Origin of the sequence: Alteribacillus sp. YIM 98480, from assembly GCF_009765375.1 — a bacterium.
Lineage (GTDB): Bacteria > Bacillota > Bacilli > Bacillales > Marinococcaceae > Alteribacillus.
This window is the reverse complement of the sequence record NZ_VTOK01000006.1, coordinates 19,508-35,944: the sequence shown is the minus strand read 5'-3', so window position 1 is coordinate 35,944 and position 16,437 is coordinate 19,508. Positions and strand designations below refer to the sequence as shown.

General features: G+C 37.3%; 18 protein-coding genes. 7 read left to right on the top strand and 11 right to left on the bottom strand.

All coding sequences use genetic code 11. The features are described 5' to 3' along the window. Positions 1–2 precede the first annotated feature (2 nt). Positions 3–887, bottom strand: a complete 885-nt coding sequence (locus FZF09_RS08965) for a TetR/AcrR family transcriptional regulator (RefSeq protein WP_158736260.1) — start codon at positions 885–887, stop codon at positions 3–5. 170 nt (positions 888–1,057) lie between these two features. On the opposite strand from FZF09_RS08965, the gene FZF09_RS08960 reads away from it, so the two are divergent. Further along, positions 1,058–2,659: an ABC-F family ATP-binding cassette domain-containing protein gene (locus FZF09_RS08960; RefSeq protein WP_158736259.1), complete on the top strand. Its 1,602-nt coding sequence runs from the start codon at positions 1,058–1,060 to the stop codon at positions 2,657–2,659. 105 nt (positions 2,660–2,764) lie between these two features. Here FZF09_RS08960 and FZF09_RS08955 read toward each other — a convergent pair whose 3' ends face one another. Then, a complete protein-coding gene (locus FZF09_RS08955) occupies positions 2,765–3,592 on the bottom strand; it encodes a S1C family serine protease (protein ID WP_158736258.1) in 828 nt (275 codons plus the stop codon). A 121-nt stretch (positions 3,593–3,713) separates the two neighbouring features. On the opposite strand from FZF09_RS08955, the gene FZF09_RS08950 reads away from it, so the two are divergent. Continuing rightward, a complete protein-coding gene (locus tag FZF09_RS08950; RefSeq protein WP_158736257.1) occupies positions 3,714–4,535 on the top strand; it encodes a YihY/virulence factor BrkB family protein in 822 nt (273 codons plus the stop codon). Between the two features lie 355 nt (positions 4,536–4,890). On the opposite strand, the gene FZF09_RS08945 is transcribed toward FZF09_RS08950, so the two are convergent. The 8 genes from FZF09_RS08945 to FZF09_RS08910 form a co-directional block, all read right to left on the bottom strand. Next, positions 4,891–5,274, bottom strand: coding sequence for a hypothetical protein (locus FZF09_RS08945; protein WP_158736256.1), 384 nt, complete (start codon positions 5,272–5,274; stop codon positions 4,891–4,893). A gap of 78 nt (positions 5,275–5,352) precedes the next feature. Continuing rightward, positions 5,353–5,556, bottom strand: coding sequence for a DUF6501 family protein (locus FZF09_RS08940; RefSeq protein ID WP_158736255.1), 204 nt, complete (start codon positions 5,554–5,556; stop codon positions 5,353–5,355). 10 nt (positions 5,557–5,566) lie between these two features. Further along, the gene (locus tag FZF09_RS08935) at positions 5,567–5,788 is read right to left on the bottom strand and encodes a hypothetical protein (protein ID WP_158736254.1); all 222 of its coding nucleotides are present in this window, start codon (positions 5,786–5,788) and stop codon (positions 5,567–5,569) included. A 164-nt stretch (positions 5,789–5,952) separates the two neighbouring features. Beyond that, the gene (locus FZF09_RS08930) at positions 5,953–7,167 is read right to left on the bottom strand and encodes a NupC/NupG family nucleoside CNT transporter (RefSeq protein ID WP_158736253.1); all 1,215 of its coding nucleotides are present in this window, start codon (positions 7,165–7,167) and stop codon (positions 5,953–5,955) included. Positions 7,168–7,419: 252 nt separating this feature from the next. Beyond that, positions 7,420–7,908, bottom strand: a complete 489-nt coding sequence (locus FZF09_RS08925; protein WP_158736252.1) for a hypothetical protein — start codon at positions 7,906–7,908, stop codon at positions 7,420–7,422. Positions 7,909–8,481: 573 nt separating this feature from the next. Continuing rightward, positions 8,482–9,141, bottom strand: a complete 660-nt coding sequence (locus tag FZF09_RS08920) for a type 1 glutamine amidotransferase domain-containing protein (RefSeq protein WP_233269456.1) — start codon at positions 9,139–9,141, stop codon at positions 8,482–8,484. Between the two features lie 88 nt (positions 9,142–9,229). Continuing rightward, entirely contained in the window at positions 9,230–9,970 is a 741-nt protein-coding gene (locus FZF09_RS08915; protein ID WP_158736250.1) for an SDR family oxidoreductase, read from the bottom strand. Between the two features lie 163 nt (positions 9,971–10,133). Beyond that, positions 10,134–10,568 (bottom strand): hypothetical protein, encoded by a 435-nt coding sequence (locus tag FZF09_RS08910; protein WP_158736249.1) that lies wholly within the window; start codon positions 10,566–10,568, stop codon positions 10,134–10,136. 435 nt (positions 10,569–11,003) lie between these two features. On the opposite strand from FZF09_RS08910, the gene FZF09_RS08905 reads away from it, so the two are divergent. Beyond that, on the top strand, positions 11,004–11,339 hold the full coding sequence (locus tag FZF09_RS08905) for a CHY zinc finger protein (protein ID WP_158736248.1): 336 nt from the start codon (positions 11,004–11,006) through the stop codon (positions 11,337–11,339). A 544-nt stretch (positions 11,340–11,883) separates the two neighbouring features. Here FZF09_RS08905 and FZF09_RS08900 read toward each other — a convergent pair. Next, a complete protein-coding gene (locus FZF09_RS08900) occupies positions 11,884–12,627 on the bottom strand; it encodes a ZIP family metal transporter (RefSeq protein WP_158736466.1) in 744 nt (247 codons plus the stop codon). A gap of 181 nt (positions 12,628–12,808) precedes the next feature. Between FZF09_RS08900 and FZF09_RS08895 the strand changes: the two genes are divergently transcribed. The 4 genes from FZF09_RS08895 to pgsC all read left to right on the top strand — a co-directional run bounded on the left by FZF09_RS08895 (position 12,809) and on the right by pgsC (position 16,435). Continuing rightward, positions 12,809–14,476, top strand: a complete 1,668-nt coding sequence (locus FZF09_RS08895) for a gamma-glutamyltransferase family protein (RefSeq protein ID WP_158736247.1) — start codon at positions 12,809–12,811, stop codon at positions 14,474–14,476. A 20-nt stretch (positions 14,477–14,496) separates the two neighbouring features. Beyond that, positions 14,497–14,658, top strand: coding sequence for a hypothetical protein (locus FZF09_RS08890; RefSeq protein ID WP_158736246.1), 162 nt, complete (start codon positions 14,497–14,499; stop codon positions 14,656–14,658). Between the two features lie 120 nt (positions 14,659–14,778). Further along, positions 14,779–15,969: a poly-gamma-glutamate synthase PgsB gene (pgsB, locus tag FZF09_RS08885; protein ID WP_158736245.1), complete on the top strand. Its 1,191-nt coding sequence runs from the start codon at positions 14,779–14,781 to the stop codon at positions 15,967–15,969. A 16-nt stretch (positions 15,970–15,985) separates the two neighbouring features. After that, positions 15,986–16,435, top strand: coding sequence for a poly-gamma-glutamate biosynthesis protein PgsC (gene pgsC / locus FZF09_RS08880; protein WP_158736244.1), 450 nt, complete (start codon positions 15,986–15,988; stop codon positions 16,433–16,435). Positions 16,436–16,437: the final 2 nt, after the last annotated feature.

The window sequence follows — 16,437 nt, the reverse complement described above, 5'->3', positions numbered from 1 at the left end:
TTTTACTCCATGTCTTTCACAATAAATTGTTCTAATGCAAAAAGGCTTTCTTCTAAATTAGCGTTTTCTTTCATATAAGAAACGAGAGCTTTCATTAAAAAGGTCCGGGGCTCCTGCTGTTGAAATTCCTCATGCAAAAGTTGAACGGCTTGCAGCATTTCTTTTTCCGTAGATGAAGGAAAAGAAGAACGCTTAATATCCACTTTTATTTGTTCCAAAAGCTCCCTTCGTTCTTCTTCTTTTGTCTTTTTTTCTGGCTCCATTGCTATTTGTTCATAATCTTTCATAACATCTTTCGTTAAGATAGGTTCGAAATCTCCGGAATAATTCACTAACACATCGATACGAGCCACCATCTTTCTAGCGGCTTTTTCTGTATCAACGATATGCTTTGTCTCATCCATTAAACTTATATATTCTTTCAAGGCTCCCTGTAAAAACAGGACAAGGTCCCATACCTGCTTTTGAATATATTCTCCATATACTTCTAAGAGCCACTCTTTATGCCAGTTCATCATCGCTGCTTTTGTTTTCTTCATAAGCGGCATAATCGTTTTGTGTTCTTGAACAGAAACGACTTTATGCAGCAATAGAAAAAATTCTCTATTATCATAAAGACCGTTTAGTTCTAAAGATATTTTCTTTATTAGTTGTTCTTTCGGAGATAAAGAATCATCTAAGTGTACATTTTTTGCACGAAGAAGCATTTGCTGGTGATTATAACGAAAAACTTCGATTAACAAATCTTCTTTAGACCGAAAAAATTTATAAAAAGTTCCTTTTGCTACCCCGCAAGATGAAGTTATTTCTTGAACAGAAGTAGAGAAGTAGCCTTTTTCCGAAAAATGATGCATAGCAGAAACAATGAGACGCTCTCTTTTATCCATTTTAAATTTATTTCCTCCGATTCTTTAGTGACTAATCGGTCATGATAAAACCAACAAGTTTTATAACGGCCATTATAGTTTATATTGATCCGAACGCGTTGTCAAAAATATTGTTTCCGATGGCATATATGTTATGATAGCTATAGTTTATAGAAAAAGGATGTATGTGAATGATTACTTGCCAAAACGTCGGGCTTAGATATGGAGATAAAAAACTATTTGAGGACGTAAATATTAAATTTACTCCCGGTAATTGTTACGGTTTGATTGGTGCCAACGGTGCTGGAAAATCTACTTTCCTTAAAATCCTATCTGGTGAAATTGACTCTCAATCCGGGCATGTTCATATAGACAAAGGCCAGCGCGTCGCCGTTTTAAAACAGGATCACTTTGCTTATGAAGAGAAGCGGGTGATTGATGTTGTCATTATGGGGCATTCCCGCTTGTATGAAGTCATGCACGAAAAAGATGAGATTTACATGAAACCTGATTTTTCCGATGAAGACGGTATGAAAGCAGCAGAACTTGAAGCTGAATTTGCAGAAATGAATGGATATGAGGCTGAAACAGAGGCTGCCCAGCTCCTTAGAGGGCTTGGAGTTCCAGAAGAACTTCATGAAAAAACAATGGCAGAACTTACCGGTGCAGAAAAGGTAAAAGTACTTCTTGCTCAAGCTTTATTTGGAAATCCTGATATACTGTTAATGGATGAGCCGACAAACCACCTTGATATTGAAGCTGTTCAATGGTTAGAAGAATTTTTAATTAACTTTGAAAATACAGTTATCGTCGTTTCTCACGACCGTCACTTTTTAAATAAAGTGTGCACTCATATTGCAGACCTCGACTTCGGGAAGATTGAACTATATGTAGGAAATTATGACTTTTGGTATGAATCCAGTCAGCTCGCGCAAAAAATGGCTAAGGAAGCAAACCAAAAGAAAGAAGAGCAAATTAAGCAATTAAAAGATTTTATCGCCAGATTTAGTGCGAATGCATCTAAATCAAAACAAGCTACCTCGAGGAAAAAGACATTAGAAAAAATTACGTTAGATGATATAAAGCCTTCTTCCCGTCGTTATCCATTCGTACAGTTTAAGCCAAACCGCGATCTTGGTAAAGATTTGCTTACTGTTGAAGGGCTCACAAAAACAATTGACGGCGTAAAAGTTCTTGATAACGTAAGCTTTGTTCTAAACAGTGGAGATAAAGTAGCTTTTGTAGGAGATCATGAAATTGCGAAGACCACGCTATTTAAAATACTCACCGGAGAAATGGAACCAGACAGCGGCTCGTTTAAATGGGGATTAACAACCTCCCAAGCATATTTTCCTAAAGATAATTCCCCTTATTTTGACGGTGTTGATTTAAATTTAGTCGAATGGCTAAGACAGTACTCTCCTGACGATCAAACCGAAACATTTATCCGCGGCTTTCTCGGGCGAATGCTTTTCTCAGGTGAAGAAGTCTTTAAAAAAGCAAACGTGTTATCCGGAGGAGAAAAAGTACGCTGCATGCTTTCTAAAATGATGTTAAGTGGTGCGAATGTACTCATTTTAGACGAACCAACTAACCACTTAGATCTCGAATCAATTACAGCTTTAAATAATGGGTTAATTGATTTTAAAGGATCGGTTCTATTTTCATCACACGACCATGAATTTATTCAGACGATCGCAAACAGGATTATTGAATTCACTCCAGAGGGCTTTATCGATAAACAAACGACGTATGATGAATATATCGAAGATCAAAAGATGCAAAAGAAATAAAAAAACAGAGGCTGTTTCTGCTCATAAGCAGTACGGCCTCTTTTTATCTAACAAGTAAAATCCCAATTACTTTGAGACACATTTTCAGTATCGGCTATGTTAATTTCATTCTTTCATTTCTTCTAAAAAAGAGTGTACGTCATCTATTGGAACAGCTAAACCAATGGATTCTTGTTCTGGATGATTAATCGTTTTTTTTGCGTAAACAACCCCTGTCACTTCCCCGTTTTCACTTATAACGGGACTGCCGCTGTTCCCACGGTATATTGGAGCTGATATACCTAACGCGTTTTCTCTCGTTGTCTCTTTACTTAAAATTTTTCCTTCATTCGCTATTTTAGTAAAAGAAAGCGGATTTCCAATCACATAAATGTGCTCATTTTCCTCAGATATTTTATTCTGCAGCTGCAAGGCTTTAAATCCCTCCTCTTCTTCTATTTCGACTAAAGCCAGGTCTTTTTCGGCGTCACTGGCTACCAACTCCCCTTCATAGATTTCTCCATCTTCTGTATTTACGCCAATTGTGTCTTGTTGTTCAATCACATGATGATTTGTTAAAACAAGCCCTTCTTTTTCAATAAAAAAACCGGTTCCTTTCGAACGCCCAAATCTTCCTTCCCCCTGTATAGTAACAACTGCTTCTTTCCACTCCTGAATGTCTTCATCCTGAGAAAGCCGATAAGATGTTTTTAAAAACTCGATAGCGTCAAGCCGGAATGTGTCAAACAACATTGCCGAAACTTGAAAAACAAGCATCAGTGTTAATAAAACTGCGATAATGCGCACGCCTCGCCTTTTTTTCTTTTTCTTCATGTTTTCAGATGGTTTTCGCTGCGGTTCCTCATCTAATGCTTCTTTAAATTCTTCGTAAGAAATTTCTTCATACTTTTCATCATACAATTCATCAAGCTTATCTTTATGTTTATCATCCATACAAGTGAAACTCCTTTAACACTTAAGAAATATCATCGTACTTTTTTAACTATACTATATAAGGAAGATTGATTGGGCACAGACTTTAAAATATCGTTTTTTAGGATAGGAGGCATCAGGAATGTATATAACATTTATCCGTCATTTCATTAGACGTATTAGAGAAAATAGAATTTTCGATGTGTCCGCACAACTCGGTTATTATTTTTTAATGGCCATGTTTCCATTGCTTCTGTTTATTTTAAGTGTCATTAGTTTCTTACCTATTTCAAGTAATGATGTTCTTAGGTTTATTTCTCCTTACGTGCCTCCTGGAACGCTTAATATTATTACTTTTAATATTAACACCATTATTGATGTCCAGCGTTTTGACACTCTTTCTTTTAGTTCAATTGCAACCGTTTGGCTATCGTTATTGGGGACATTTGCCATTATAAGAGCGATTAACCACGCTTACCGTTTATCGTACCCACCGTTATATAAAATGTTTATCATTGGGTTTGGTCTTATGATGTCAATATTATTAGCGATTATCATTTCGCTCTTGCTTCCGATTTACGGAAGGCCTTTTGGCTCTTTTTTATTTTCCCTCATTGGATGGGATGCCTTTTTTATGTATATCTGGGAATGGGTGCGCTGGGGCGTGAGTTTTATTGTTATTGGACTCGTGCTTTTATACATTTATTTAACCGTTCCAAATAGAATAATCTCTCCAAAAGAAGCTTTTCCAGGAGCTGTATTTGCGCTTATAAGCTGGCAGGCAGGTTCACTTGGCTTTTTCTTTTATGTAGAAAATAACGATTACTCGGTGATTTATGGCAGTCTTGGAAACATTATTGTTTTAATGATCTGGTTTTATATTTCTGGATTTTCCATATTAGCCGGTGGTGAGTTAAATGCCATGATTGCAGAAAAAAGAAAAAATAGATGGCGAACAAAATAATTTTATCAGTATAGTTCCTCTGCCGTACCAGGATATTTCCTAATATAATAAAGCGAAACAAAAACAAATCTCCGCTTCATTGTTTCGTCCTCACAGAGGAGACAAATAAAAACTGTATTATTCCTGAATTCTGCTGAAGTATAACAACAGAGCAAAAGAGCACAAGCGCCCTGATTCTAAAGCTAGACATGAATCAAACAACGCAGAGACAGTTATCCACATTTCGTGTGAATATAATTTCCGAAAATAGAAAAACTCGACTTACGAATTATTATGTCTAAAGACCTAGTTTCCTAAGTATAACAAAAAGCCATCTGCTTTTCTTCGCAAATGGCTTATAATTACTTATAAACACTTACACATATTTTAGCGGGAGTGATTTGTCCATTATTTTCAAAATATGATCTATAATAAAAAAATTTTTACCCCCATCTCCTCTTTTCGTTCGAATGGAAGACACTACATCTAAAACAGTAACATTAGACTCCAATGGAATGACCGTTAATACTACATCAAATTGATCTTTTCCTAAAGCTGCTTCGGCAAGAACTTCCCCTCTTGCTTCATCAACTTTAATCATTCGGCCCATTATTTCCTCGTTTTCTAATTCTTTTACTTTCTTAAAAACTTGAGAAAAAGAAGCTGCATAATACCTCGTTTGAAGTTCCGGATATTTTGTTTTTTCTGATGTTTCTTCTCTGTCTTTGCCTATTCGGCTTAATCGATAAAATATATTCATTCCCCATCCCCCTTTATGTAACAAAAACTCCAAAGCAGCGGCGTAACCTTTATGCTCTGGAGAAAAATTTTCCTTTATTTAAAGCTCTTCAAAGTAATCTTTTTTAAAGCCGCCAACTTTACCGGAGTTGTCAATAACAAAATAAAACTCCTCTGTTTCGTTTTTAACGTCATATGTTTTTCCGGGGGTCAGCACCCGGTCCACCTTATATTTTTTAGCATTCGCATGCACACATTTCAGCTGTTTTTTTGTTTTTGAATCGGTCCATGTTTTATGTATCATTTTTTGCCTCCTATCTTTTTCCACTCAAGAAAACGATGACTAGATGTTTGCCCCCACCCCGTTCTTTCAAAATCATATCAACAATACATAAACGAATCAACTTTTTAAGAAAAGCGCAAGCACCTTGCTCACTATCGACAAGTCCTAGAGGGGCGGCATATGGAAAGCTGATCTTTGCTTTCCATTGACGGACCGATGGAATCTCGAGCGAGTAGGCGCTTGCGCTAGACATGTAAAACGCCAAATATTTGTACTTTTACCTCTTTAGAAAAACTCTGCTTATCGCCGATTCCTTATGGCAAAGCCGTAGTTTTGCTTATACTTTTTCCTTTAACAGACTTAAAGTATAAATAAAAGCAGCCATCCCCTCTAAGCGAAGGACTGGCTGCGAATGATTTAAACAAACATACCAGCAATAGCAGCACTTAATAAAGATGCTAAAGCACCTGCAGCAACAGCACGAAGGCCGAGCTGTGCTAATTCTTTGCGTCGTTCTGGGATAAGCGCTCCTATACCGCCCAGAATGATAGCCATAGAAGAGAGGTTCGCAAATCCGCACAATGCAAATGTAATGATGACCTGTGCTTTTTCAGAAAAAGTTTCCATTTCCGGGGCAAATGCTGCATACGCTACAAATTCATTTACTACAAGTTTTTGACCTATAAAACTTCCGGCTTGCAAGGCTTCTGCCCAAGGAACACCAATCATAAATGCTATTGGGGCAAAAATAAATCCTAAAATAAGTTCAAGCGTTAAGTATTCTGCACCAAACCATCCGCCAACTAAACCTAATAGAGAGTTAACTAATGCGATGAGACCGATAAAAGCCAGCAGCATCGCACCAACGTTTAATGCTAAGTGCAGCCCTGTAGAAGCTCCTCTAGCCGCTGCATCAATAACATTTTGCGATTCTTTATCTTTTTCAATTTTTATTTTATCGGTTGTAGTTGATACTTCGGTTTCTGGCATCATCATTTTTGCCATAATTAAACCGGCTGGAGCTGCCATAAAGCTCGCCGCTAGCAGATAGTTTAATGGAATTCCAAGAGCGTAATATCCAAACAATACTGAACCTGCTACAGAAGCAAGTCCTCCTGTCATGACAGTAAATAATTCTGACTTTGTCATTTTTGCCAAATAGGGACGAACGACAAGAGGTGCTTCCGTTTGACCAACAAATATATTTGCGGCAGCAGACATCGACTCTGCTTTACTAGTTCCAAGTACAAAAGACAAAAATCCACCAATAATCTTTACTATCCACTGCATAACGCCAATGTAATATAAGACTGCAATTAATGAAGAAAAGAAAATAATGACCGGTAATACTTGAAAAGCAAAAACATTTACAACACCTTCTAATTCGAGTAAATCACCGAATAGAAAAAGAATACCTTCATTAGCATTATCTATGATGCTTTGCACAGCCCTTGTAACTCCTTCAAGAGCGCTTACTCCTGCCTGCCAGTATAAAACGATAAATGCGAAAAATATTTGAAAAGCGAGTCCACCTAAAATTGTTCTTGGATTGATCGACTTTTTTCTTGCCGATAACAGAAAAGCAAGAAACAAAATAAATACAATCCCCATTAAGCCCCACAAAAAATTCATAGCTCCACCACCACTTATATATTTCCCATTACAGAAAACGCTTTCTTCCCTATAATGGAAGGACATTTGATACTTTATCAAACAAGTTCAAAAAAGTAAATATCAATTAAATATTATGTGCAGTAAGAAACCTGCTAATATATCTTTTGACTATTCAATCGTTTTAATACATATACTTTACGAAAATTGTCTAGTTGAATAACATTGCGAAACAAAAAAAACCCCGAATCTATCGGAGTTTTTAATACTTCATCATTCAACACTTAATCTCAGATCTGGCAGATGATTTAAAATAAACTGAGCTTTATCAGTGTCTGATTTTAATGAAAATTGCCTGTAATACTTCAAAGCTGTCTCGAAATGAGCAGGCATACTTTGATAGGCATCAAGAACTCTGTCAAATGCATCATATGCAAGCATTAAAGCTGAAACCAGATCTGTGAAAGGAAGAATGTACGTGTTTGTATCATGATGCGGTGCCGTACAGAGTGTCATTTGTTCTACCTGATCATCAAAAAAGGAAGAAGATTCTTCTATATAAGGACGATAAAGAGGATGAACATGTTTTGCTGTTTTTTCGAAAAACGACCGCCATTCACGGCAAAAGCTAATCATGTAAGGCAAGTCATCTCTCTTTACTGTTATATCAAATCCGGCTTGTCTAATACGATCCATGCTCATAGGTTCCATCGTCCGCTGGTTTTGTCCTAAATAATAAAATTTACGACGATACGCTTTCATTCCGCACCCCGTCTTTCAAATTTTGTCTGATTCTAAACTTTTAAATATTGTAACATTTATAAAGAAAGTTTCCTATACTTTTAATAAAGTTTCATGGTTTGATTCCAATTGTTAATTATTCCCTCTCTGCTTTTTCTACTTCATTTAAAAGATCAAATATAGTTTCTACCCCTTCTTCTGCTGCTAAACATGCTGCCCCTAACGGAGTGATCCAAAAACTTTCTGGTATGACAGGACGTTTCTCCCAGCCGGCTGATATAATGTTTTGTAAATACGTTGAAGATGCAGGCGGGCTTCATCTTTATTTAAGATACGTTCCCCTCGAGCCGCATTAAAAACATATTGCATAGTTTTTAAAATATTATCTCCAGGCATATAAGCAAATTCTTTACATCGTTCCAACTTATTATTTGCACTTTCAGGTTGATCTCTAACACCTAATACATTCAATTGTTCTTTTAAATGACGATATAAAATCCGTAAGACTCTTCGTTTTTCCTACTGCATTCATTCATCCGTAAAAAAACGCTGCAAAATTTTATAAGCCTTTTCTTCGGTCATAACCAGCCCCTCTTACTGTTCTATTTTCTCTAAGAACATTTTAGCCGTTCGTAAAGTTGACTGCGGGTTTTGACCGGTTATAAAATTTCCATCCATTTCTACATTTTCTGTAAAAATAGGAGCAGCGACAAAAGTAGCCCCTAGTTCTCTTACTTTAGACTCTAATAGAAAAGGCATATCTTTGTCTAAATCCATTTCTTTTTCTTCTTTATTTGTAAAAGTCGTTAACCGCTTCCCTTCTAAAAATGGAGTTCCATCAGGTAAAAGGAAATGTGTGAAACCAGCGGAACCATGACACACAGCTCCTATCACTTTATTATCTTCTGCCATCTCAGTTAATATGTATTGAAGACGTTCACTACTAGGGAAATCAAACATTGTTCCATGACCGCCTGCTAAAAAAATACCGTCAAAGTCTTCACTGTCTAAATTATCAAGAGAGATAGTGTTTTTTAAAACATCAGCTGCTTCTTCCCACTTTTTAAGAAGCGCCTCTCCTTTGCTTTTTGGGTCTATCGGAGCTTCTCCTCCCTTTGGGCTTGCAATAATAACCTCATGACCAGCATCAACAAAAGTGAGATAAGATTCTGCGAATTCAGATAACCATACTCCCGTCTCTCTTCCATTTATTACGTTGCCAGCATTTGTAACAACGATCAAAATACAAGCCAATGTACGCCTCCCCCTTTTTTCAATCATCCCTCTTCTTTTTCTACCTTCATTTTAATGGAAACATAAAAATGTTACAAATGTGAACGTATCATCCATCCTGATGAACAGGACGCACCACTATTTCATTTACATCTACATTTGCAGGCTGAGTGACAGCATAATATACTACCTCCGCTACATCTTCACTTTTCAGAGGTTCAAAAGGCATCCCTTCTTCATTCATGTTCTTTAAAATATTTTCATCCGTAATGGTATTCGTTAAATCAGTAGCAACAGCTCCTGGAGAAATCGCCGTAAATCGTAAATCCGTCCTTGCCATTTCTAGCTTCAATCCTTTCATAATAGCAGACACAGCATGCTTTGTAGCACTATAAACTGCAGATCCAACAAAAACTTTATGTGCTGCATCAGAAGAAGTTGTAATAATATGACCTTGATTTCTGGCAAGCATATGATTACATACTGCTGCAAACCCATTCAATACACCTTTGATATTAACATCAATCATACGATTCCATTCGTCTACTTTCGTGTTTTTCATATAAGAAAGCGGCATTAAACCTGCATTATTAAACATCACATCTATTTTACCAAATGATTCTATGGCGAAAGCGGCCAGCTGCTTCATTTCATCTAACGAAGTAACATCTGTTTGGCGAACAATCACTTCTCCTTTATTATTGATTAGTTCTGATTGCAATTGTTTTAATTTATTTATACTTCTAGCAGCAAGCACAACATTGGCTCCTTCTTGAGTCAATTTTCTTGCAGCTGCTTCACCTATTCCACTGCTTGCACCTGTAATAATTACTGTTTTATTAAGTGTCATTCTAAAAAGACCTCCAACATGAAAGGGATTGACGCATTCGGTTTAAAAAGGTTCAGTGACGTCTATTATTATGTTTTACCATATTCGATGGAAAAATTACTTTCACAAAAAAATAAGCGCACCCGAGAAGGGTGACGCCCTGTGTGGTTCTTAATTATGAAGTTTACAGGCAGGACCAACGTCTAACATCACTAACAAATTCCATTACTTCACTATTCCGGAATTGCGTATTTTTTAATTCATCTGTAAACAGATAGAGAACTACAGTAATACGATCCCGGTTATCAATCATTTCAACTCCGCTTTTCCCTTTGTTGCCGCTTACTAATGGAAGGTTTAACCGTTCAGAAATTTCTTCAGCCGATGACCTTCCTCTTGGAATATCTAATACAAGTTTAAGATGATCTTCCATATCATCGCAAATCATGCCCCACCGTTTGCCAAACCACGCACGACATCCCGTCATACTCACTAGCGTATATCCATAAGGCGGAGTAGGTACAAATTTTGTGCTTGCCCAACCCCTTAATTCCATTGCACTGCAGAGCTCTTTTGCTTTGGTTCTTACAAGTGTTTCTTGATTTTCTTTTACAGGCATACGATCTCCTCCTTAAAAAATACTCTACACCGTTGCCATGAACCATCTCCTTCATGTAATGTAGAAAATTCTGAACATTAACGCATAGAATAAATATAACACAAAAGCAACAATGTGTCGATTAATTGAATGAAAATTCTAACTTTTGTCACAAATTAGCTTTTGGTTTTATTCCAACTTTAATAATACGCCATCAACACCAAACGGTCAATGAACATTCGGTGACAGAAATATTAGTACCTCTAAATAAAATAAGAGACATTGATGTATATACCCTCCTCCTATGAAATTAAACATTATTTTTCCTGATTTTTTGTTATACTGTCTTAGGAATGAATAAAGTTATCTTGTCAACAACGCATACAGTTTAAGAAGCAGGCAACGTTTTCTCACTAATTGTAATCTGTTTTATCATTGCACAAAAAGAGGGTTATTATGAAAGTAAATATAGGTAATACCGTTGTAAAAGGGGTCCGCCCGGATAAACAAAGCCGCTGTGCCCACTATCATAAGAAAGAAGATATCATTGCTATTCAATTTTTTTGCTGTGGAGATTTTTTCTGCTGTTATAAATGTCATGAACAAATATGCGATCACCCCCCTCTACAATGGCCTAAAGATCAATGGAACCAAAAAGCCATTCTTTGCGGAGCTTGCGGATATAAACTCACCATTCAAGAATATTTAAAATGCAACTATTCTTGCCCTGTGTGCAAAGCTTTATATAACCCAGGCTGTCAGCATCATTATCATTTATATTTTCAAACCTAACTTTTAGAATAAATACTTCAAAATTCCTAGACTAATTCTTCAAAAAAAATCTATTAACTGTCTTATTAACGAAAGGAATAAAATAATTCCAACGAAAAAACTTATTAATGCAAGCATTTTTTCTAATTTATTGTTGTCCACCTCGTTGATTCACCTCACTAAGAAAAGCGCAAGCGCCCTGGTCAGCCGCCACAGGTTCTGGAGCTTTCGCGCAGGGTCGCCTGCGGCCCGGAGTCGAAAGGGAAGACGTTCAGCTCATTTTAATGAACTTCTACTAAAATCGAACACGTCGACGCATAGGATGTGCTAATGTCGCCAATGCCACAGGACGTGGCGTTTTTGGCGACGAATGTGCAACGTAAAAGGCACCACATCGTGTGGAAGGACGTCCTGTGACAACGCTGAACTGGCTTGCACAGGAGGTGTTGACTTTTGCGTTGCGACAGGACGTCGCGGTTTTAACAAAAGTTCCTCTTTCTCGTGTGCGCCTGAGCAGCTGGGCGCTGAAGCTAGACATCAAAAACAATTTATCATTTCTTACCTTTTAAAAAAACCATGTCATAGCTACCATCAATAGCAGCCCGCCTGTAAATGAATACGTTGCACTTAATGCATATCCATCCCCGTGACTTTCGGGAATTAATTCTTTGTACACAATATATAGCATAGATCCGGCCGCAAAAGCTAATCCTATGGGAACTAACTGACTTGCAACCGCCGTTAACCAAAAACCAACAAAAGCTGCAATCCACTCCATACAACCTGTACCTAAAGCTATTAAAAATGCATGGCTTTTTTTAACTCCTTGTTCGATTAAAAAGAATGCGATGATAAAACCTTCCGGCGCATTCTGAACCCCAATAGCAAGAGCTATCAATAAGCCAAGACCTTCTATCCCACTATTATAACTTACCCCGACAGACAACCCTTCCGGTATATTATGAAGCGTGATGGCCATTATAATAAGCAGTGCTTTTCGATCAATCATTTTAATGTCAAAATACTCATTATTATCGGTCCGTTCAATATGTTCATGAGGAATATTCTGTTCTAATAATGTTAAAATCAACATTCCAAGAAATATTCCAATAAAAGCAGCCTCATAACCACCAAGGTTTAAGCTCTCTGGTATAAGTTCAAACATAGATGCTGCCATCATCATTCCTGCACTAAAAGCAAGCAGCATATCTTTTCCTCGGTGAGTTGTGTTTCTTAATAATATCGCAGGAATTGCTCCTAATCCGGTGGCAAATGCAGATAATCCACTTGCCAGTATGAATTCCTCCATGATTTCACCCACTTTCATACTACCTTTTATAGTTTACGCATTTTAGTAAAAAATAGAAAGAAATCTAAAAGAATATCAAATATTATCAATTATTTTCGATCCAATGGCGTTTTAAATCCTTTATTGTTAGGATATACAACATAGAGTTGTTGTCGTTTTTTGAAAGGAGTGCCAAAAAAATTTGTCTGCCACAAAACTTACTAATATATTAGCAGGGATCATCATACTAGGTTTCGCTATTTATTTTTTCATGTCTAATACGTGGAACGAAAATGCTGAGGACTCATCACCCGATTTTGAAGATGACGCACAAAAAGTTTCCTTAGAAGAATTTGAAGGATACGGGGTAAGTTCCTCTAACGACTACGCAATTGAAACCGGAATGGATATTTTGGAAAAAGGAGGCAACGCCATCGATGCTGCAGTAGCTGTTTCCTTCACCTTAGCAGTCACAGAACCTTATGGCTCTGGCTTAGGAGGCGGCGGTGCCATGCTGTATATGCCTTCTTTAAAAAACGATCCTATCACTTATGATTACCGGGAAACAGCTTCAACCCAAAATCCTGCTGACCAAATCGCAATTCCTGGATTTGTTAAGGGGATGCAGACTATACATGAAACACATGGAGAACTGCCAATAGATGAGCTGCTCCAACCGGCTATTTCTTATGCTGAGAATGGATTTAAGGTCAACCCAGATTTACACTACCGCTTAAAAAATGCAGCACACCGGATTCAGACAGAAGAAGTACCTCATTTTTACCCTGAAGGAGAACCAATTGAAATTGGAGAAACACTTGTGCAAGAAGACTTAGCTAATACATTAAAACAGTTACAAACAGAAGGTTTAAATGATTTTTACGAAGGAAACGTTTCAAACAGTATATCTGGCCAAGTTCCCCATATTAACAGCAGTGATCTGTCTCAATATACTGTAGATGAAAAGGAACCCGTAAAAGGGACATTTGAAGATCATACCGTTTATTCTGCTCCACCTCCACTTTCAGGAACAACCTTCATTCAAATGCTTGGCATGGCCGAACATTTGAATATTAAAAACTATTTAAACAACAATAAGGCCGAGTATATACATTTAATGAGCGAAATTACAAGGGAAGCATATTATCAACGATTGAACACCATTGGCGATCCTAATTTTGAAAATGTCAATGTTGACCATCTGACAAGTGATGACTTTATTAGGGAACGTGCGAATTATGTCACCGAAAACAGATTAAGCGAAGAAGTTATATTAGATGTAGAACAGGATAACAATATGCAAGAACATACAAGCACCACTCATTTTGTCATCATTGATAAAGAAGGAAAAACAGTTTCAGCTACAAACACTTTAGGAAATTTCTTCGGCTCGGGAAACATGGTAGATGGCATGTGGATGAACAGCAACTTGGGCAACTTCAGCGATGATCCAAATTCACCTAATTATATAGAAATTGGAAAACGTCCACGCAGTTTTATTGCCCCTAGTATTATAAAAAATGAGACTTCCGAAGTTGTTATGGGAATAGGCACTCCGGGGGGCAACCGTATTCCTGGTGTTCTATCCCAGTTTTTGATTAGACAGGCATACTTGGAAGAAGATTACCAGGACACCGTTAATGCCGGTCGCTTTCACCCTGAGAAAGACCTGATTCATCTAGAAGATACTGAAGCATTTATTGAGGACCAGAGTCTTATTGCACAACTAGAAAGCTACGGATATGATTATCAAGTGGAAGGTGTAAGCACCTATTTCGGAAATGTTTCAGCTTTAATAAAAGATTACGACAAACAGGAGATGACTGGAATTGCTGATGAACGAAGAGAAGGTTCATTCGATATTAATTAATATTTGCAGGTGTGGTTTTTATGCCTAAACTAAAAACAATACTTCCTTATTTATTCTTATTAGGTCTAGTATTATTCATGTATTTTTTTAAACATGATGAAAATCTAACGCCGCAAGAATCAGAAGCTATCGATTCTCAACTCCAACAGGAAGAGGAAGATGAAAGTTTTTTAACCGATTAAAAAAGTAATTTTATGCAAAATCAGGCGTCCGATCAAATGAAGTTAAAGGACGCCCCATTTTATGCACGGTGTGAGTAAATAAGAGCATTAGAAATACAGGGCTGACTAGGAGGACAAGCCATGCTTCTTATATTAATGGCATGTGCCATTTTATGTTATTTCGGCTATCAAGAAAAACGAAAACATCAAAAAGAAATTGATACGATTCCCGTTCGTGTGAACGTAAATGGGATCCGGGGCAAATCTACCGTAACCCGCCTGATAACCGGCGTGTTAACGGAAGCGGGATACAAGACTTTCGGAAAAACAACGGGCACTTCTGCTCGCCTTATTGACTGGCAACGACAAGAAACACCTATCGTAAGAAGGCTAGAAGGACCAAACATTAAAGAACAAAAAACAATTTTACAACAGGTTTCGGCCCAAAGAGCAGAAGCATTTGTGAGTGAATGCATGGCGATTAATCCAGAATATCAAGACGTTCTTCAAAAACATTTTTTACAAGCAAATATTGGTGTCATTTTAAATGTATATGAAGACCATATGGATGTAATGGGCCCTACCCTTCAGCATGTGGCGGACGGCTTTGCTTCGACTATTCCATATGACGGCACATTAATCACGACAGATGGTCCGTTTTATTCTTATTTTTACGATATAGCACAAAAAAGAAACACCGAAGTCATTTGTGCTGACCCGAATAAATTGCCAGAAGGATTTATTCATACATTCGATTATATGATTTTCCCGGAGAACGCAGCAGTGGCTTTAGCCGTGGCGGAAAGTTTAAACATTGATAAAGAGACAGCTTTAAAAGGAATGTTAAACGCAAATCCGGACCCAGGTGCTCTTAAGATCACAGCATTCAAAGACGGTGCTCAAAAATCTTCTTATTTTATTAATAGTTTTGCCGCTAATGATGCTCACTCCACTCTTTCCATCTGGGAAAGGATTAAGTCATCCGAATTTATGACCGAGCATCCTATTGTTATTATGAATTGCCGAGAAGACAGAGTCGACCGTACTAAAGACTTCAGTGATAACGTGCTTCCTCATCTTCATGGAGAAAAATTGATACTAATAGGAAAGAACGTTCACCACGTATTGTCTGATTATGAAAAAGGGAACCTTCCCTTTGAAAAAGTTATTAATTTAGAAGGAACCAAACCAGACGCTGTACTAGATAGAGTTATAAACGAAGCAAACCATGCAACAATATTTGGAATAGGAAATATCCATGGTGCCGGAGAGGCATTTATAAATGCTCTTCAATCTTCTCCTAATATCTTGGATAGCAATAAAGTAAGTTGATGAGGAGGCAATGTCATTGTTTGGTACAGATTTATACATCGCCTTAGTAATAGGCGTTGTGCTCAGTTTAATATATGCGGAGAAAACAGGTGTGATGCCTGCCGGGCTAATCGTTCCCGGTTATTTAGCACTTGTATTTGATCAGCCTGTATTTCTCTTAACGATATTTATTATAAGCCTGGTCACCTATTTGATTGTCACTTTTGGATTATCTAAATTTATGGTGCTTTACGGGAGAAGAAAATTTGCGGCCATGCTTTGTACAGGAATTGTGTTAAAGCTGCTGTTTGATTATTTTTATCCCGTCCTTCCTTTTGAAATATATGAATTTCGGGGATTAGGTGTAATCGTGCCAGGCCTTATTGCAAATACAATGCAAAAACAAGGTGTCATCCCGACATTTACAAGTACTTTAGTGCTTACTGCCGTTACGTTCGGTATTATAACGTTATATTATCTTATTTAGGG